This is a genomic window from Spiroplasma endosymbiont of Atherix ibis, from assembly GCF_964020005.1.
In the GTDB taxonomy this organism is placed as follows: domain Bacteria; phylum Bacillota_I; class Bacilli_A; order Mycoplasmatales; family Mycoplasmataceae; genus Spiroplasma_A.
Genome location: NZ_OZ026474.1, coordinates 681627 through 701212, shown reverse-complemented (window position 1 = coordinate 701212; position 19586 = coordinate 681627). Strand labels below are relative to the sequence as shown.

The window sequence follows — 19586 nt, the reverse complement described above, 5'->3', positions numbered from 1 at the left end:
TTTAGAAACATGTTTAAAAACATTATTAAAAATAAATTACAATTAGTAATGGTTATTTTGTTAATGTTTTTATCTGTTTTTATATTTACTATGACAGATTCTTCTTCACAAAGATTAATTAAGAGTAGAGAAGAGTTTGCATTAAATAGTAATTTACATGACTCTATTATTCAATTTACAGAAAGTAACTACAATTATATAGAAAATGATGAATTTAAATCTATTACAAATAATGAAGTAAGAGATGAAATTATTTTAAATTACTTAAAATATAGTTTAGAGAAAAAAAATAGTAATTTAAAATTTGATTTTGACAGAACTGAAACTAGAAATTTTATTTTAGACTCAAATAAGAGTATTAAAGTTATTAACTTAGAACCAGACAAAAAAGTTGACGTTTTTATTGTTAAAAAAGGAATGAGTTTAGAAACTTGAAAAAGTTATATTGATTCAGAAAATGATTTATCGAAAAGATGAGTTTATCTTTCTGAACAGTTTGCTAAAAATAATAACATTGAAATTAATGATATTATTCGTTTAAATGATGATTCTTTTGGTTCTAGTGTTTTAGTTAAAAATAGTGAAAATAATTCAGTTGACATTTCAAAATATAAAAATAAAGATATTAATGAATGAATTAATAGTTCAAACTATTCATCAATGAATTGATTTCAAGTTGTAGGATTTGGATCAAGTGCTGACTTTATGATGCCTATAATATCTTCTAACTCACCATTACCAAATTTAAATAATGAAGGATTAGCTTATGTAAATCCAAAAAATTTTGGTTGACAAAGAACTTATTTAACAACTTCTTTTAAAAAAAATATTGTAAATAAAATGAAAGAAGTTATTGATGATCATGAAATTGAAAACTTTAGAGTTTGAAATTCTAATTCTGAAACTCAGTCACAAGAAACTCTTAGAATAATATCATCTAAAGATAAAGAAGTTTATTATTCTCTAAAGTTTATAAATAAAATTAGTCAAGAAATGAATATTGAATTAAATTCAATATTAACAAATCTAAATAAAGCACAAGAGTATGGTTTAACAATTAGTTATAATCCTCCAACTCATAGTTCTAACAAAGTTGTTTATGATGTTGCAGATAAAGATTACTCTTTTGTATTAAGAACACAGATGTATATGAAAATAATTAAGTATTTTAAAATAATTATGTATGCAGTAACAATTGTAACTGTGTTAATTGGAGTATGAATTTTAACTATAATTTTAAGAAATAATATTCAAAAAACGTTTGGACAAAATGGAATTTTATTATCTCTTGGTTATAAAAAAAATGAACTTATAATTTCCAATTGTTTATATCCAATTTTTATTTCAATAATAGGGGGAACCTTAGGTTATCTTCTTGCTTTACCAATGCAAATATTTATAATAAATATTTTTAAAAATTTCTTTACAATAAATTTTGTACAAATTAGTTTTTCCTGATTAGGTTTATTAACAATGGTTATAGGATTATTTTCATTTTTACTAATAGTTACACTTTCTATTTACTATTTTGTTTTTAATAAATATAATGCTTTACAGATGATAAATTATGAAAATATATCAACAGTAAATAAATATAAACTTAAATTTCAAAAATTATTAACAAGAAGTAAAAAATTTGATTCTAGATTTAAAGGAGCAATTTTGGCTTCTTCATTATCAAGATTGTTTACTATAACATCAGTTATGTTGATATCTTCAACAATAATTTCTGTAGGTATTATTGCACCTTCAATTTTAAATAACTATATAAAGTATAAATATTTGGACAATGATTATGATAATCAAATTGAATATGAGTCACCAATTTATAATGCACCAACAACTTTTTATAAAACATATAACCCTCTAAGTAAAGAAAAGAATAAATTAAATAGTGCTCAAGAAATATTTGATATGTATTTAAATAATCAAATATCATATTCAACATTTACTCCAAAAGAGGATGTTGCAACATTATCAGATTTAGCTTATAAAAATTTAAATAAAGATTTTTTAACAAATCCTAATTTAAAATTAAACATTAATATTGAAGGAATAGACAATTATATCTTAAGAGGAACTTTAATATCTAGTGTTTGAAAAGATTATAAATTTTATAAACTTGATCATTATTATGAAGTATCAAAAGTTTTAGATGTACTTAGTAGTAAAAATAATTTAAAAGATAAATTAGAGGATTTTGAAAATCTAAGAGTTTTTTATTTAAAATATAAAACAACAATAGGTTTAAATATTCAAAGAAATGAGTATTTTGAAAATGGACAGTATAAAAGTAATTTAAAAGAATTAATTAGCAATGAGCAGTTAAATAAAATTGGAATAAGTGGAGGAGATGTAACTCCAGTATTAGCAAAATCAGGAAGGATTAGAAAAGATTCTATATTTGAAAAAAGTTTTTATGAAGATTTAGAAGCCAATAATGAAAATACATGATGACAAAATACAGCTCGTAATGCAGCTGCTATTTATAATTGAATTAAAGCGTATTTTATTGATAATCTTCAACAGGGATTTTTACAAGGAGTATATGCAAGTTGTCCAGAAGCTTTAAGAAAAGTTATTTCAGATAGTTTCTTAGATGAAAGTAAATATTTTAATGCTTTGTTTAATGTAATACCTTATATTACATCAACAGATGATTTAGGAATCACAATTAAATCATCTTCTAAAAATAAAGCATTTAAAATATATTGTCTTAACAAAAATAATAAAACTCAATCTCTTTTTGATATCAGCAATAATAATTTAAAAGATAAACTTTTTGAAGATGAAAATAATATAGTTATAAATTCATCTCTTGCAAAAATTTTAAAAGTTAAAGTTGGAGAAAGAATAGATATTGAGCACTTTAAAAAAGTTTTAGCTGTAGATGAAAAAGAATTAGATCCATATAGTTGAGATACAACAAAAATGGATGCAGAAGGAGAAGGAGGATATACAAATTCTAAAGAATTGTATTCAAGATCTTTTGCAAGTTCTAAACAAAAAGGATGAAAAAATAATATAATAACTCAAAATAAAGATAAATTTGTTTACAATACAGATTTAGATACAACATCTGAAACAATGACAAAGCCAACAGAAATGTCTGAGAAAGTAGATTCAGGTAGGGTTACTAAAAAAACAGTAAGTGAAAATAAAACTTATAAAGTTGTTGGAATATCTAGACAATATGGAAGTGCAAAAGCATGAATTCAAAATGATAATGTTAAAAAAATATATGGATATGATAAAAGCGAACAAATTCTTTTTCAAAATTTTATTAAAGAATGAATTAATCCAAAAGATAAAGGTAATGTAAATTTAGTTTTAAAAGAGTTTATTCAAAAAATTCCAAACTGAGAAATAAAAGTTTATTCTCCAAATGAATATAAAAATAAATTTGAAGATTTTAAAAACTGAGTTAAACAAGATTCAAAAAGAGAAGATATACTTAAACTTTTTGAAAGTGAATATCCGATATTTAATTATAAAAATTCAAATGATAGTTCCTTTAGTGATTTAAGTAAAGGAATTAATGTAAGTCAACAATTTGGTGATTTCTCAAGCTATGGTTTAAATGGGGGAGTTGCAAATTCTCAAACTATTTCAGGATATCAAATCTCTACAATTAAAACAATTGATCAAAAAGAGGCAGCATTAAAAATAATATCACGCATAATGAAATATGCAAAAGTTGTTGTTTACTATGTAACAGCTACTTTCTTATTAATTTGTGTAATTATAATTATGTTAATAGTTAACTTAGTAATAGTTAAATATCAAAAAAATATAGCTGTATTGAAAGTACTTGGATATAAAGATTTTTATATAATTAAATTATTTATTGGAATGTATATTCCTATAGTTCTTTTAACTACATTAATTGGTATAGGATTTGGTATTTTAATAGTTCAAGTTGTTACTTCAAATTTAGTGTCTTCAGGTATTGTTGTTCCATTTTTTGCAACAACATGATGATATAGTGTATTAACATTTGTATTAGTGTGAATTATTTATATATTAGCTTCAATAATAAGTTGATTTATTTTAAAAAGAATTAATTTATTATTAGCTGTTCAAGAAAGTTAGGTAACTTGTATGAAAAAAATATTGATGCTTTTAACAACTATTTCAATAACAACATCAACTTCTTTTAGTGTGCTTTCTTGTAAATCTTTATCAGATTATGAAGAAATATCAATACCAGATCCTGTATACTTAATAAAACAATCTGGTTTTAAAGGTTTTGATAGTAAAAAAATAGATGTTAAAAAATATATTTATACTTATGATCTTATTGATGAATTAGATAAACATTTGCAATTAGCTGGATATGATTTAAATAATTTAACTTGAGATATAACTCGCAATAAAATGATTCTTGAAAAAGGTTTAGAAGATAATTTATTAAGAAATGGAAATTATATTTTTATTATAAAAAATAAGTTAAATAAAAATGATAAAATTGAAATTAAACAAAAAATAACTAATTCAAAATATCTAAAAGATGTAATTTCGAAAACTAATTTAAAAAATATTGAAGATAATAGAGTAAAAACTGTACTTATGAAAATGATTTTTAATAATTTAAACTTAATTTCTAGAATCGATGATATTGCAAAAGAAATGCTAAATAGTGAAAATATTACAATAACAGATAAAAAGGCGATACTTAATTTTAAAGATTTTGATAAAAATAATAGAGATAAGTTTTATGGACAAATTACATTAGATTTTGATGTTGTTGGTCCAAATCCAAATTTACCTTCTGAAAAAATTGATATTAATAATTTGGCAAAAGAGGCAGGCACTATTGTAAAAAATGATTTAGGAACACTTACAATTGTAAGTCCTTTTCAAATTTTTTCTCAATATGTTACTTTAAATTTTTCAAATAAACTACAGTATTTGACAATTTTGGTAAATGATATTGATATTGAAGGTTTAAAAATTACTAAGATAGATAAAAACTATTATAAAGCAGTTTTTGAAACTATTGAAAGTCATAACAATGAATATAAAAGTTATCTTTCAGGAAAATTAGAATTAACTTTTAATTATTTTGGAGATGAAATAATTTTATAAATAAAAAACTAGTAATGGTTAAGTTTAGTAAATAAAATAAAAAAGTTGTTTTTATAATATTGTCAAGAGCACTTGTTGCTTCATCAAGAATTAAAACTTCAGGATTTTTTAAAATTAATCTTGCAATTAATAAACGTTGTTTTTGTCAACCACTTAGTTGTGCTCCACGTTCAAATAAAATTGTTTCATATTGATTTGGTCAACTCATAATTAAGTCATGAATTTTAGCTTTTTTACAAGCTTTAATTACATCTTCTTGACTTTTATTCTCTAAACCATAACTTACATTTTCATAAATATTACCACTCAATATTTGAGGCTCTTGGTCTACATAACCAATTTTATCTAGTCATGATTTTAAATTTAAATCCCTTAATTTAACTTTATTGTTAATAAAAATTTCTCCTTGTTGAGGATCATAAAATCTAAGTAATAATTTTGCAATTGTAGTTTTTCCACTTCCAGTAGGACCAACAAAAGCATATTTTTTTCCTTTAACTAAATCAATATTAAAATCTTTAATAATAAATTCATTTGTTTCAGGATAAGCAAAACTTATATTTTTTAGATTAATTGAATTAATTGTTTATTTAATTAATTTTTCTTTATCTTTTTGAATAAATATTTCACTTTTAAGTAATGTACTAATATTAGTAGCAGATACTCGTGCTTGAGGTGCATAAGAAATTATTTGTCTCAATTGCATAATTGGAATTGTCATAACAATAACACCAGCTGTAAATGAAGTCATAATACTAATTAAAGCTTGAGTTTGGTTATAAAATAGAAATACTCCAAAGATAATTGCTGCCATTGAAAAACTTCCTATACCTCCAATTATCAATGCAGAAGGGATTTCTGATGCAAAGAATTTTTTCTTTTTCTTTTTTGAAACATGAGTTATCATTTCATCAAAATGTTTTTTTTCTTCTTTAAAAGTTCCAACAGATTTAATTAATCTAATGTTATATATTTTTTCACTTAATTCATTATCTAAATCTTGTGATATTTTGCTAATTTTTTTTGTAGTTTTATTTGAAATTATTATTGTTATAAAAATTATTAACATAAAAGTAAGTAGTAGTCCAAATACACATAAAGCTAGTTTTCAACTAATATTAAACATTAATATTGCAGAAAATGAGATTATAATTACAGATAAAAAGTAAATTATTGGTGCTTCTTTTATATAAGAAGTTACAATTGAACTATCTTTTACTATTGTTGAAATTAATTGACCATTTTTATTGGAATTAAAATAATTTAAATCTTGATCAATTATCTTATTTATCAGATTTATTTTAAATTTTGTTTCATATGCTTGAGCAATATGGCCACTAATAATAAAATTTATATAAGAGAGTATTACAACAAGTGTAACATCAAAAATCATTGAAAAGGATAAATCATATAGGCCAAAATTTTTCCCAAATAAAATTATAGATATATTTTGCCAATCATAATATATAAAATCATAAAAGAATTTTTGAATTATTTGTTCATAGATATTAGAATTAAAGTTTAAACTATTTCAAATTTTATCAATTTGTTCTTGAGTAAAATTTAATCCTAATTGTTTGATTATTTCATAAATGTCAGTTGTTTTCATTGAAAGCATTGAATCCAAAACACTTTTAGATACTAAAAGAGCTGTAATATATTCAATAGCTTTAATATTTCAAATTAACAATAAAGCAATTAAAGCTGTTAAGATAAACATTAAAAATGTTAATAGTTTCTTGTCTTTCATTGCTCTAAATAAGTGTGTATAGAGTTCTATTTTTTTTCTTTTTTTAATAATCATTTTTATATTCTCCATATTTTTCTTTATAATAGATATTAGTAATAAAATTTTATTTTAAATAAATTAACTTGTTTCATATGAAACAAGTTAATTTTACAATAGTATTTGTGAGGTGTCAATGAAAAAACAATACAATTTAGATAATTTAAGTACTCTTGTAAAAGGTAACTTAGTTATTATTATTTTAAGTAAAAGAATAAGTTTAAAAATGATAAAAAAATATTCAGATCTATATAGAATGGCATATTTACATTTAATGTTTATTAAGAATGTTGAAGGTATTAGTCAAGTAGAATTAGCTGATTTAACAGATACAAATATTTCAACAATGCATAGAAATATTCAAACTTTAATTAAAAATAATTATATTGAAAAAAAAGTTTCTTCAAGAGCAAATGAAAATGAGATATATTTAACTCAAAAAGGAGAAAGTGTAGTTAAAGATATTACTCAATGAGTTAATGAATATGAAAAAGAAATGGGTTTTAACGAAGAAAATACAAAAGAGTTATCATTAATGTTTAAAATAATGATAACTAAATATTCTGATTTTTAAAATAAACTTTATATTTTAAAAATAGTATATATATGAAGGTTCCCCCTATAGAGGGAACGTTTTTTTTATCATTTTTTATTTATTCTAATTCTATCATTATTATAAAAATCTAATCATGCTCATGCTATTTTTAAGCATTGATTGATGTTTTCAATATGACATGTTCTTATAGTTTCATCTTTTAAACGACTATGAAAACTTTCATGCTTGCCATTATGATGAGGTGTTCCTGGTTTTGAATAACTTCTAATGATTTGCAAATCATTACATAAATTTATGTAGTTTTCAGAAGTATATTGATTTCCATTATCTGAATGTAATAATATTGGACCTAAATATTTTTTATTTTTATATGCCATTTTTACAGCTTCAAGCACAAAATCTGTCTTTTGATTATCTATTCTTTTAGATTTTCCTATTATTTCTCCAGTTAAATTATCTTGAACTGTGCAAATATAACTTTTTTTTGTTTTAACTGAAAATTGAGTTATGTCACTAGTTCAAATGTTTTCAAATCCCATTTCTTTTGCTTCTTTAAGATAATTTTTTCTAATAGTTTCTTTATATTTTTTAATTTCATGTTTAGTTTGTTTCTTAATATAATATGCAATATGATTAAATTTTTTAAATATACGTTCTAATTTTTTTTGATTTATCCTAAAAGGGTCAATATAATTCAATTTAAAATATAAAGATCATCTTTTAGCACTATAAGCACTAAGAAAATTATTTTTTTCAATTTCTGAAATCACTAAATTCATAATTCTTGTATCATTGAGGAAATTCATTAAAGTTTTATTTTCTTTATATGTTGATGTTCTATTGATATTTAAAATTTTGCAAATTATTGTTCGATTATATTTCGTATTTATTAATAATTCCTGAATTATTTCTTTTTGGTTTCGCCTTTGGAGGCTCATTGCTTTTTTAAAATATTATTCTCCTTAATTAATTCTTTATTATAGTCGAATAGAACTCCTATAAACAAATCATTTGCCTTTTGAGATATGCTGTAATCTATTTTATAAGGCAAGCGAGGTTTTGCTTCACTTATCTTTGCATTTTTATATTTGTTAATTATTGTTCCAATTGATCCAGTAGTTGAGTTAAATTTTAATGCTATTTCTTTTAGAGAATAGCAATTCAAACTTAATTCAATAATTTTTTCTTTTTCTTCTTGAGTTCATTTTCTAAACTTTTGTCCTTTTTTAGCCATATATTTTTTCCTTTCTATTATTATATAAAAGTGTCTCCTAAAATGGGGGAACCTTCTCAAAAGAAGTCAAAAAAAAAGCATTGACTTTTTTTTTTTTTTTTATATATACAATCAGTGATATCAACTTGAATTGTTTTATTTGTTTTATAAAAGTCTTAAAAAAGGAGGAAAATATGAAAAAGTTATTAAGTGTGTTGGCAACAGTAGGGTTTGTTGCTTCATCAGCTGTTAGTTTCATTGGATGTGGTACAAAAAAAGAAGATAAAAATCCTAACCCAGAAGAGCCAAAAGAAAATTTAAATGAAATAATAAAAGATTTTCAAAAATAAGTTACAAATATTTATATTGATCATATGAAAAATGAGGTTAATCACAATCTTATTGGTGTACAAAAAAATGAAAAAAAACATTTATTTATTAAAAAAGAAAATATACAATCTTTTTCAAATAAAGAAAAGGAATTAACTTTAAAAGATAAAAAAGAAATTGAACAAGATGAAAATATAATCTTAAAATCAAGTTTACTTTCTGAAAAATTAAATGAGTTAAAAAAATAAATAAATATAAAGTTATTTTAGAAGATATTGATTCGCTTTTTGATGGAGTAGAGATTATTTATAATGATAATTTTAAAATAAAATCTGGGGAGTTGTCTCAAGGAGTTTATATAGGAAATTTTATAAATGAGTATAAAATAAACATAAAATATAAAGGTAAGTATTCTTTAGAAAAATTTGAACTTAAAGATATTTTAAAATATACTTCAACAGATAGTGAAACTTTTAAATTAGTTGGAAATAATTTTGTAAAAAATATTGAAAAGGATTTTTTAGTCTCAAATGAAATGAAAAAATATTCTAATTTTGAATGAAGTAATATAAAAGATAATAAAAATTTTTATGAGGGATATGGTGAATTTTCTGATGAGATAAAAAAATATATAAACGCTAATAATGAATATAAAACTAATTTAATTGATTTTATTAAACAAAAGTATTTTACGAGTTTTAAAAATTTAAATTTAGAGTTTAATAAAAATGCTATTTACATAGATTCAGTTTTTAAAACTAATTTGCTAAATGTTTTTGAAAATAAAATTGCAAAGTCTTTTGAAAACTATATGGATTCACAACAAAATTCAGAGAAAATTTTTAAAAGTATTTTTAGAAATGATCCTAATAAGCAAGAAAGCATAGATATTTTAAAAAACTTATATTTTACAAAATTGAATATTGATAAATGAAATAAAGAATTATTTAATTTAAAAAATAATTATCTTAAAATTATAAAATTATCTGAAGAGCAACTTAATTTAGTTCAAAAAACAAATGAGTTTATTAATGCAAGTTCTATTGGAAATATTAAACTTAAGGGAATAAATATTATTATTGGTTCAGGAGATAATAAATATGTTCATGAATTGCCAGATTTTAATTTATCTGTAACGTATAATGTTTCTTCAAAAGTAGAAGAAAAAATTAACTTTTTAAGTTAGTTTACTTCAAAAACTTTAATAAAAGGATTACATGATTTTTATGGAATAGATTCAAATTTTAAATATCCTGAATTTTAACTCAGATGAAGATTATTTAATGAATATTGGAAATAAAAAAATAGCTTCAAGAATTAAAGAGAATATTAAAGAAAATCAAAGTTCTTCAGGAAGTTTAAGTATTTTATTTTGATCTATTTGAATTAGTCTTGGAAATGAATTCGATAATGAACTTATGAATAAATTAAAAATATTTAATTTCATAAATGAAAATTCTAGTAAAATATTTTATATTTTTCCAAATTATTTTAATGACTTAAGCAACAATGATCATGCTGGTAATGGTTTAAAATTTAATAATAAAATTGATTATGTTTTAAATGAAAAGGATATATCTTTTGTACCTGCTAGAGGAGGAGCAAAGGATAAAAATCCAGATTCTATTACTTTTAAATTAGGTTATTTAGCAGTTAATTTTAAGTATGAAAAATTGTTTACTTTATCTGAAAATCAGCAATCAAAAGCTTTTATTAAGTTTATTTAGTTAAAAGATTTAATTTTTTGAAAACTTTGATTATATGACATAAATATGTATTTTAAATAACAAAAAGTAACTTACTATAAAAACTAAAAAAATAAATAAAAAACTTTTAAGTTTAAAATTAAACTTATTATAGAAAATATAGTAAAACAACTTTTTAATAAAATATATTTTATATACTTACAAAATATATTTATAAATACTTTCTAGGTATTTTTTTTATTTTATTTATGATTAAATTATTAAGAAATAAGTGATAAGATGATTATTCAAATTATTGATTTATATGAAAAAGATAATAGAAATTTAGCAAAATATTTATCTAAAAAATATTCAATAGTTTTTTGGATATATCTTATTTTACAAATAACTATAAAAAAGAAATACTTGATAACTATAGTTCATTTATTTTAAATAATCAAGATTTTATTATAACTAGTTCAACGTCTAAACTAATTTATTCCTCTTTTTATAATAGAGATTATTTAATTTGATTAGATAAAGAGAAAATTATTAATAATATTAAAATTAAAAAATCTAACTCAATGTAAAAGGAATTTATAATAGCTAAATTTTTTAAAACAATTATTGATTCAAATTTAAAATTAAAAGAGCAAATAAAATATTTTTAAGTATTATGGAGAAAAACAATTATGATTACATACAAGGGAAAAATAAGTAGATTTATTTATAAAGGAGAAAATGGATATGCAATAGCTATTTTTATTTTATTTAATAATGAAAAAAAATCTATTACTTTAACTGGACCGATTTCTTTAATGAAAATGCAAGTTATTTATGAAGTAACAGGAGAAGAAGTTGAAGATATAAGAAGAAATCAAAAAAATTTCTCAGTTAAAAGTTTTACACAAGTTAAGCATTTTGATAGAGAGGGATTAATAAAATATTTAAGTTCTCCAACTTTTCCAACTGTAGGTAAAAGGCTTGCAGAAAATATTGTTGATTATTTTAAAGAAGATATTTTTAAAAAAATACTTGAAAATAAGTCAGAACTTTTAAAAATTAAAGATATGACAGAGTCAAAAGCAGAAATTATTTTTGATGTAGTTTGTTCAAAATTTGGCGATAGCAAAATACTTGATATATTTATTAAAAATAGTTTAAAAATGGAGTTTTTAAACTTGTTGCAAAGAGAATTTGAAGATTCAAATATTATTGAAGATATTTTAAGAAGAGATTTCTATAATTATGCAAATGAAAATAAATTACAACCTTTTTTTGAAATTGATAGAGTAGCTTTAACTTTTGGCATAGAAGAAAATGATGAAAAAAGAATTTCATGATATGCTAGTGAATATGTAAAAGAAATTTTATTTAAAGAAGGCAATACATATACTTCTTTAGAAGAGTTAATAAAAAAATTAAAACAGCAATTTAATTTATCTGAAAAAGAACTTTATAATAAATTGCTTTTTGCTAAAAATGAGAAAATACTTTATTTCAAAAATGAAAAAATTTATACTAAAGAAAGTTATGAAGATGAACAATATATTGCAAAAGAATTATGCAATCTTTCTAATAAATCAAATTCTCTTTTAAAAGAATTTAATTTTGAAGAAAAAATTAAGGAAGTAGAAAAGTTTATTTCCTCTAGAACAGAAATTGAGAATTTTAAATATAATGATGAGCAAATTGAAGCAATAAAAAATTTTATTAATAATGATGTTTCAATTATTACTGGAGGTCCAGGAACTGGTAAAACAACAGTTATTACAGGAATTATAAAAATTTATGAGTTGCTTTATAATGATTCAAATTTTGCCATCACTGCACCAACTGGAAGAGCTGCAGGAAAAATAAAAGATGATTCTGGATATAAAACTTCAACAATTCATAGACTATTGCAATACTCTGGAAATGATATATTTGAAGCTAATGAAGATAAGCCAATTTATAAAAATTTAGTTATTATTGATGAATGTTCAATGATTGATAATCATTTATTTGCTTCACTTTTAAAAGGAGTAAAAGGAATTAAAAAAATTTTATTAGTTGGAGATATTGAACAATTACCAAGTGTAAGTTATGGTAATTTATATCAGGATTTAATTGAATGTAATCAGTTTAAAACTACAAAACTTATTAAAAATAATAGACAAAAAACTAATAAGGGTGAATTAAATTCAATAATTGAAATTTCTAATGCCATTAAAAATGAAACTGTTAAAGATTTTGATTTTGAAAACTCTACAAATGTAAATTTTGTATTTTCAAAAGATTATAATGAAATAATTAATGTTTTAAAAGAAACTTATTTAAATTTGAATCCGTCAAAATTAGAAGAACAGTTAAATGAAATTCAAATTATAGCTCCAATGTATAAAGATCAATTAGGAATTGATAATATAAATAGTATTATTCAGAATTTAATTAATCCTGTAACTTCAAAAGTATATAAGAGATTTGATGCTGAATTTAGAGTAAATGATAAAGTAATGTATATTGAAAATGATCCAATTTTAGAACTTTCAAATGGAGATATTGGATATATAAAGGAATTAAATTTTATTGGAGATAAATTAAAAACAGCTAAATTAGTTTTCAATGAGCGTTTAGTTGAAATGGGGAATAGTTCATTTCAAAAAATTAAATTAAGTTATGCTTGTTCTATTCATAAAACACAAGGAAGTGAATATAAAAATACTATTTTGGTTTTAGATGGGAATAATAAAGTATCAAATTTTATTTTGAATAAAAAAATGCTTTATACAGCAATTACTAGGGCAAAAGAACAATTAATTATTATTTCAGATAATAATTTATTTGTAAAATCATGCTATAAAAATGGAAAAAAAAGATTAACTACGTTAAAAGAGGTTATAATTTCATTGATTATTAAATAATAATTTATATATAATAAGAAGGAGGCAAAAAAATGAAACATAAGAATACGTATATAATTGCCATAATTATAACTGTATTGCTTGCAACAGCATTTATAGTTGCAGGATCATTTTACAGTTTAATCGATGTAACAAAAATTTTAGAAAATAAATTATCAGAAAATAATAAAGATTCTTGAACTAATATTCAAGGACACGATTTTGAAGTACTGAAAACAACAATTAAAAATCCTATATCATTATCATTTTTTTTATTTGGTATAGGGGGAATTGATGAACTTAAGTCAACTTCAGAACCATTTAAACTTATAGTTTTTACAATAACTTCAATTATTATCATTCCAACTTTATTAATTGTATTTTTTCTTTATATGTCAGTAATAGTAATATTATTTTCAATTCAATTTATGAAAAGAAATTCAGAAGTAAATAAATTCAAAAATGTTGGTAAATTTGGTATGTATGTTTCATTTATTTTAACATTTTTATTTGCTTTTATAGGAATTATCATATTTTGTTCAGTTCAAAAAAGTCTTCATAAAAACTATCAAGGTTTTGAAAATTATGACTCATTTTCAATTATGACTTTCTTAATATATTTATCAAAAGGAACAGTTTTTAATTGAGAAAAAAACGGATTGTTAAATGATTCAAGTATTATTACAACATTAAATGTGGGTTTAGTTTTTTTATTTATTTTATTTCCAATATCTTCTATTTGTTTAATAGTATTTTCATCAATGTATATTGCAATTTTTATTGAAAAAAAAGATAATAGATCTTCAAAATTCTTTAATTGATTAAAAAATATTAGAATTGATTCATTAAAGGAATATATTCAATTAAATATTAGAAGTCCTTGAATATGAATATTGTCAATAACTTTTGTTTTTACAATAATAATTCATGGATTTATACATCCTTATACAAACATAACACAAATTTTAATTACTCTAGTTAGCATTTTAATTATACCAATTGCATTTTCACCAATGATAATTGGCTATATTATGGCTAAAAAAATAAAGAGATTTAATTATAATAGATTAATGTTTATTCAAATCTTATTATTAACATTAATAATTTTCTTAATTCAATTAAATACATCAATTTTTTTAAAAGATTATATGTTCAAATTTCCTTGATTAAGCGCCTTTTTACCACTTATTACTTGTACTTTATCATTGTTTGCAACGTTTGGATTTATTAAATTTTCTGACAAATAATACGAATGTATTATTTTTTTTTGTTTAAAACTCAAGGAAATGACTTAAAATATATTTGTTAGGAGTTAAAGTATGATTTTAAAAAATGCAAAAATAGTTTTAGAAACTGAAATTATTGAAAATGGATGATTAGAATTAGAAGGCAAAAAAATTAAATCAATTAATCAAGGAAATACTAATTTGAATGGTATTGATTTAAAGGGTAATTGATTAATGCCAGGATTTATTGACTGTCATGTTCATGGAGGTTATGGTGTTGATTTTGAAAGTGGAACAGTTGAAGCTTTTGAAAAATTTTCAAAAAATGTAGCAATTGAAGGTATTACAAGTTATGTTCAAGGAAGTGTAACAAATTCAAAAGAAAACAATCAAAAATATCTTCGTGAATTTTCTCAATTTATGAAAAAAGAACCTATTGGTTCTAAATGTTTAGGATTGCACTTAGAAGGACCTTTTATTTCAGAAGAGAAAAAAGGAGCTCATGAAGTTTCTTTATTAGAAAAACCAAATATTGATTCATTAAAAGAACTAATAAAAGAGTCAAATGACAATATTAGAATTGTAACTTATGCAGCTGATTTACAAGATGGTAGTTTTACAAAATATATGTTAGAAAATAATATTTTACCAAGTGTTGGACATACAAACATGAAATTTGATCAATGCTATAAAGATTATGAAGTAGGTTTTAGACATGTAACTCACTTATTTAATGGAATGAGTGGGGTGAGTCAATATGAACCTGGTCTTGCAACATTTAGTTTATATCAAGACGATATTTTATGTGAAGTAATAACAGATGGAATACATATTGAAAAAGATACTTTAAAATTAATTTATAAAGTTAAAGGTTCAAGTGGTATTTGTATTATTACTGATGCAATGAATGCAAAAGGTTTACCAGATGGTGAATATAAATTAGGTAATTTAGAAGTTATTAAAAAGGGTATGAAAGTTTCTTTAAAAATTAGTGGAGTATTAGCAGGAGCTGGAGCAACTTATGATTATAATGTTAGAACAATGCTTGAAGCAAATCCTAAAATTAAAATGACAGATTTAATTAAAATGACTTCAATTAATATTGCAAAGCAATTAAAAATATTTGCTCAAAGAGGAAGCATTGATAAATCTAAGTTTGCAGATTTAGTAGTTTTAAACAAAGACATGCAAGTTTTAAAAACAATAGTAGAGGGAAAAATAGTATATGAAAAATAAAATTAATCCTAGAAGTTTCACAATGATAAAATTTTTGTTAACTTTAGGTTTAATTTTTAATTATTCAGTTTCATTAGTATCAGTTATTGATATTTTTAAAGGTAAAGATAATAATTTATTATTAAATACAAAAACATATTTAGCTATTCAGTTATTATTATTTATTTCAGCGATTATAAGCATATTAATTTTTTTCTTTATTAGAAGAGATATAAATAAAAAATTAAACTATAAATATAATAAGAAAGAAAAGAAAATAATTTATATTATTTCTTTACTTATAATTTTGATTTTCTTAATCTCTTTAGTTAACTTACTTATGTTTTTATTTTTATTTAAAAATATTATTATATTAATATTTACATTGCTAATAATTCAATTATTAATAGGAGTTGCAGTTTCAATTTTAGAAAGTTATTCAAGACTTAAAGAACAAGCTTTAGTTAATAAAATATGATTTAGTGATGAAGAAAGTGCAAATAAAGTTTCTAAAAATAAAACAAAAGTTTTAGAAAAAAAAGATGATTTTAACCCATTTATGGAGGACAATAATGATTAAATTTGGAACTATAGGAACTTCTTTAATTACAGAGAGTTTTATTCAATCTGCAATTAAAAATCCAAACTGTAAAATAGTTTGTTGTTATTCAAGAAATAAGACAAAAGCACAAAATATTATTAGAGAAAATAAGCTTTATGCAAAAGCTGTTGACAATTTTGATCAAATGTTAGATGAAATTGATGCTGTTTATATTGCTTCACCAAATGGTTTACACTATGAACAAGCAAAATATTTTTTAACTCAACAAAAACATGTTTTACTTGAAAAACCTTTAACTCTTTTATTTGATCAAGCAGTTGAATTATTTGAGATTGCTAAAAAAAATAATGTCTTTTTAATGGAAGCATATAAAACTTTTCATTGTCCACAATTTTCACATTTATTTGAGTTTGTAAAAAATTATCAACCGTTTATAGCAAATTTAAATTTAAATAAATATTCTTCAAGAATGGAAAAAATCAAATTAGGTCAGTTTGATTCTGTATTTGATGCAAATCTTGGAAAAGGATCAACTTATGATATTTTGATTTATCCAGTTGAATTAAGTATCTCTTTATTTGGACCAGTTATTGAAGTAAAAGCTATGGGTCAGAAATTGGCAAATGGAAGTGGAATGAGCGATTGTGTTCTTTTAAGACATGAAAGTGATGTTCTTACAAATATTGTATGTAGTAAAGTAAGTGCTGGAAGAATTGAAAATGAATTACTCTCTGATATAGCAACATTAACTTTTAAAAATGTTATACAATTAGAAGAGATTAGTTTATATAATCATACAAATTCAGATGAAGTTCAATTAATTTATAAATCAAATAATGACAAAGATTTATTTGAATATGAAATTTCTGTATTTTTAAAAATGATATATGAAAATGATTTTTACTTAAGAGATTATTTACTAGATATTAGTTGTGAAACAGTTCGAGTTTTAAACTTAGTTGAAAAAGATCAAGAAAAATTAGGAGATAACTAAAATGAAATTAAATAGATATATAGATCATACTTTATTAAAAGCAGATGCTCAAAAAAAGGAAATTGAAAAATTATGTAATGAAGCTAAAGAATGGGATTTTGTAACTGTTTGTATAAATCCATGTCACATTAGTTATGCAAAAGAGTTATTAAAAGATACAAATGTAGGTATTACAACTGTTGTAGGTTTTCCTTTAGGAGCAACAACAAGTGAAGTAAAAGTTTTTGAAACAAAACAAGCAATTGAAAATGGAGCAACTGAAATTGATATGGTTATTAATATTGGTGCAGTAAAAGATGCTAATTGAGATTTAGTTTTAAATGATATGAAAGCTGTAAAAAAAGCAGCTTCAAAAAACTGTGTTAAAGTTATTTTAGAAAATTGTTTATTAACAAAAGAAGAAATTGTTAAATGCTGTGAATTAGCTTTAGAAGCTAAATTGGAATTTGTAAAAACTTCAACAGGATTTTCAACATCAGGAGCTAACTTAGAAGATGTTGCTTTAATGAAATCAATTGTTCAAGATAAAGCAAAAGTAAAAGCAGCTGGAGGAGTTAGAGCTTTTGAAGATGCAATTAAAATGATTGAAAATGGAGCTCAAAGATTAGGTATAAGTGGGGGAGTTGCAATTATAAAAGGTGAAGAGCATAAAAATGGATATTAAAATATTTGAATAAATTTTTAAAATTACTTTAAAAGTAATATAATAATAAAATATTTAACGTCAACATAAGTTGACGTTTTTAATTTAAATATTTACTTCAATATTGCTTAAATTTGGTTAATTCAAATTAATTAATATGGTCATCACTCTCTTAATATTTCCCAGAAGGTTCCCCCTATAGAGGGAACGTTTTTTTTTTTTTTTATCATTTTTTATTTATTCTAATTCTATCATTATTATAAAAATCTAATCATGCTCATGCTATTTTTAAGCATTGATTGATGTTTTCAATATGACATGTTCTTATAGTTTCATCTTTTAAACGACTATGAAAACTTTCATGCTTGCCATTATGATGAGGTGTTCCTGGTTTTGAATAACTTCTAATGATTTGCAAATCATTACATAAATTTATGTAGTTTTCAGAAGTATATTGATTTCCATTATCTGAATGTAATAATATTGGACCTAAATATTTTTTATTTTTATATGCCATTTTTACAGCTTCAAGCACAATTTTTTTTTTTTTTTTGATTATCTATTCTTTTAGATTTTCCTATTATTTCTCCAGTTAAATTATCTTGAACTGTGCAAATATAACCTTTTTTTGTTTTAACTGAAAATTGATTTATGTCACTAGTTCAAATGTTTTCAAATCCCATTTCTTTTGCTTCTTTAAGATAATTTTTTCTAATAGTTTCTTTATATTTTTTAATTTCATGTTTAGTTTGTTTCTTAATATAATATGCAATATGATTAAATTTTTTAAATATACGTTCTAATTTTTTGTGATTTATCCTAAAAGGGTCAATATAATTCAATTTAAAATATAAAGATCATCTTTTAGCACTATAAGCACTAAGAAAATTATTTTTTTCAATTTCTGAAATCACTAAATTCATAATTCTTGTATCATTGAGGAAATTCATTAAAGTTTTATTTTCTTTATATGTTGATGTTCTATTGATATTTAAAATTTTGCAAATTATTGTTCAATTATATTTCGTATTTATTAATAATTCCTGAATTATTTCTTTTTGGTTTCGCCCTTGGAGGCTCATTGCTTTTTTAAAATATTATTCTCCTTAATTAATTCTTTATTATAGTCGAATAGAACTCCTATAAACAAATCATTTGCCTTTTGAGATATGCTGTAATCTATTTTATAAGGCAAGCGAGTTTTTGCTTCACTTATCTTTGCATTTTTATATTTGTTAATTATTGTTCCAATTGATCCAGTAGTTGAGTTAAATTTTAATGCTATTTCTTTTAGAGAATACCAATTCAAACTTAATTCAATAATTTTTTCTTTTTCTTCTTGAGTTCATTTTCTAAACTTTTGTCCTTTTTTAGCCATATATTTTTCCTTTCTATTATTATATAAA

The 19586-nt window shown here is 22.0% G+C and carries 21 protein-coding genes; 14 read left to right on the top strand and 7 right to left on the bottom strand.

The features are described 5' to 3' along the window. Positions 1-9: 9 nt before the first annotated feature. The gene (locus AACK92_RS03810) at positions 10-4092 is read left to right on the top strand and encodes an ABC transporter permease (RefSeq protein ID WP_339020325.1); all 4083 of its coding nucleotides are present in this window, start codon (positions 10-12) and stop codon (positions 4090-4092) included. 9 nt (positions 4093-4101) lie between these two features. After that, positions 4102-5088: a hypothetical protein gene (locus tag AACK92_RS03805; RefSeq protein ID WP_339020324.1), complete on the top strand. Its 987-nt coding sequence runs from the start codon at positions 4102-4104 to the stop codon at positions 5086-5088. Here the strand turns inward: AACK92_RS03805 and AACK92_RS03800 are convergent. Both AACK92_RS03800 and AACK92_RS03795 read right to left on the bottom strand, forming a co-directional pair. Then, positions 5057-5596 (bottom strand): ATP-binding cassette domain-containing protein, encoded by a 540-nt coding sequence (locus AACK92_RS03800; RefSeq protein WP_339021761.1) that lies wholly within the window; start codon positions 5594-5596, stop codon positions 5057-5059. The genes AACK92_RS03805 and AACK92_RS03800 overlap by 32 nt on opposite strands. 78 nt (positions 5597-5674) lie before the next feature. Next, a complete protein-coding gene (locus AACK92_RS03795) occupies positions 5675-6892 on the bottom strand; it encodes an ABC transporter ATP-binding protein (protein WP_339020322.1) in 1218 nt (405 codons plus the stop codon). A 118-nt stretch (positions 6893-7010) separates the two neighbouring features. Here AACK92_RS03795 and AACK92_RS03790 point away from each other — a divergent pair, with 118 nt between their 5' ends. Further along, on the top strand, positions 7011-7448 hold the full coding sequence (locus tag AACK92_RS03790) for a MarR family winged helix-turn-helix transcriptional regulator (protein WP_339020321.1): 438 nt from the start codon (positions 7011-7013) through the stop codon (positions 7446-7448). A 65-nt stretch (positions 7449-7513) separates the two neighbouring features. Here the strand turns inward: AACK92_RS03790 and AACK92_RS03785 are convergent, their stop codons facing one another. Both AACK92_RS03785 and AACK92_RS03780 read right to left on the bottom strand, forming a co-directional pair. Next, the gene (locus AACK92_RS03785; RefSeq protein WP_339020319.1) at positions 7514-8368 is read right to left on the bottom strand and encodes a DDE-type integrase/transposase/recombinase; all 855 of its coding nucleotides are present in this window, start codon (positions 8366-8368) and stop codon (positions 7514-7516) included. Then, a complete protein-coding gene (locus AACK92_RS03780) occupies positions 8335-8664 on the bottom strand; it encodes a helix-turn-helix domain-containing protein (protein ID WP_339020317.1) in 330 nt (109 codons plus the stop codon). Before AACK92_RS03780 ends, AACK92_RS03785 begins: the two co-directional genes overlap by 34 nt. A gap of 173 nt (positions 8665-8837) precedes the next feature. Between AACK92_RS03780 and AACK92_RS03775 the strand changes: the two genes are divergently transcribed. From AACK92_RS03775 to deoC, 11 genes are all read left to right on the top strand, one after another. Further along, positions 8838-8993, top strand: a complete 156-nt coding sequence (locus AACK92_RS03775; protein WP_339020316.1) for a lipoprotein — start codon at positions 8838-8840, stop codon at positions 8991-8993. A gap of 24 nt (positions 8994-9017) precedes the next feature. Then, the gene (locus tag AACK92_RS03770; protein WP_339020315.1) at positions 9018-9221 is read left to right on the top strand and encodes a hypothetical protein; all 204 of its coding nucleotides are present in this window, start codon (positions 9018-9020) and stop codon (positions 9219-9221) included. A gap of 92 nt (positions 9222-9313) precedes the next feature. After that, positions 9314-10159, top strand: coding sequence for a hypothetical protein (locus tag AACK92_RS03765; protein ID WP_339020313.1), 846 nt, complete (start codon positions 9314-9316; stop codon positions 10157-10159). Positions 10160-10256: 97 nt separating this feature from the next. Continuing rightward, the gene (locus AACK92_RS03760) at positions 10257-10700 is read left to right on the top strand and encodes a hypothetical protein (RefSeq protein ID WP_339020312.1); all 444 of its coding nucleotides are present in this window, start codon (positions 10257-10259) and stop codon (positions 10698-10700) included. Between the two features lie 341 nt (positions 10701-11041). Continuing rightward, positions 11042-11248 (top strand): hypothetical protein, encoded by a 207-nt coding sequence (locus AACK92_RS03755; protein WP_339020311.1) that lies wholly within the window; start codon positions 11042-11044, stop codon positions 11246-11248. Between the two features lie 102 nt (positions 11249-11350). Beyond that, complete coding sequence (locus AACK92_RS03750; RefSeq protein ID WP_339020310.1) at positions 11351-13561, top strand: AAA family ATPase; 2211 nt, start codon at positions 11351-11353, stop codon at positions 13559-13561. 32 nt (positions 13562-13593) lie between these two features. Next, positions 13594-14787: a motility-associated protein Scm1 gene (gene scm1, locus AACK92_RS03745; RefSeq protein WP_339020308.1), complete on the top strand. Its 1194-nt coding sequence runs from the start codon at positions 13594-13596 to the stop codon at positions 14785-14787. 72 nt (positions 14788-14859) lie between these two features. Further along, positions 14860-16002: an N-acetylglucosamine-6-phosphate deacetylase gene (gene nagA, locus AACK92_RS03740; RefSeq protein WP_339020306.1), complete on the top strand. Its 1143-nt coding sequence runs from the start codon at positions 14860-14862 to the stop codon at positions 16000-16002. Beyond that, positions 15992-16561, top strand: coding sequence for a hypothetical protein (locus AACK92_RS03735; protein WP_339020305.1), 570 nt, complete (start codon positions 15992-15994; stop codon positions 16559-16561). Before nagA ends, AACK92_RS03735 begins: the two co-directional genes overlap by 11 nt. Then, positions 16554-17537, top strand: a complete 984-nt coding sequence (locus tag AACK92_RS03730; RefSeq protein ID WP_339020304.1) for a Gfo/Idh/MocA family oxidoreductase — start codon at positions 16554-16556, stop codon at positions 17535-17537. The genes AACK92_RS03735 and AACK92_RS03730 overlap by 8 nt, the downstream gene beginning before the upstream one ends. Position 17538: 1 nt before the next feature. Then, positions 17539-18201, top strand: coding sequence for a deoxyribose-phosphate aldolase (gene deoC / locus AACK92_RS03725; protein ID WP_339020302.1), 663 nt, complete (start codon positions 17539-17541; stop codon positions 18199-18201). 202 nt (positions 18202-18403) lie between these two features. Here deoC and AACK92_RS03720 read toward each other — a convergent pair whose 3' ends face one another. Genes AACK92_RS03720 through AACK92_RS03710 form a run of 3 tightly spaced genes read right to left on the bottom strand, consistent with a single transcriptional unit; the run spans position 18404 to position 19558 of the window. Further along, on the bottom strand, positions 18404-18697 hold the full coding sequence (locus tag AACK92_RS03720) for an integrase core domain-containing protein (RefSeq protein WP_339020300.1): 294 nt from the start codon (positions 18695-18697) through the stop codon (positions 18404-18406). Further along, on the bottom strand, positions 18687-19262 hold the full coding sequence (locus AACK92_RS03715; RefSeq protein WP_339020298.1) for a hypothetical protein: 576 nt from the start codon (positions 19260-19262) through the stop codon (positions 18687-18689). Before AACK92_RS03715 ends, AACK92_RS03720 begins: the two co-directional genes overlap by 11 nt. Further along, the gene (locus AACK92_RS03710) at positions 19229-19558 is read right to left on the bottom strand and encodes a hypothetical protein (RefSeq protein WP_339020297.1); all 330 of its coding nucleotides are present in this window, start codon (positions 19556-19558) and stop codon (positions 19229-19231) included. Before AACK92_RS03710 ends, AACK92_RS03715 begins: the two co-directional genes overlap by 34 nt. Positions 19559-19586: the final 28 nt, after the last annotated feature.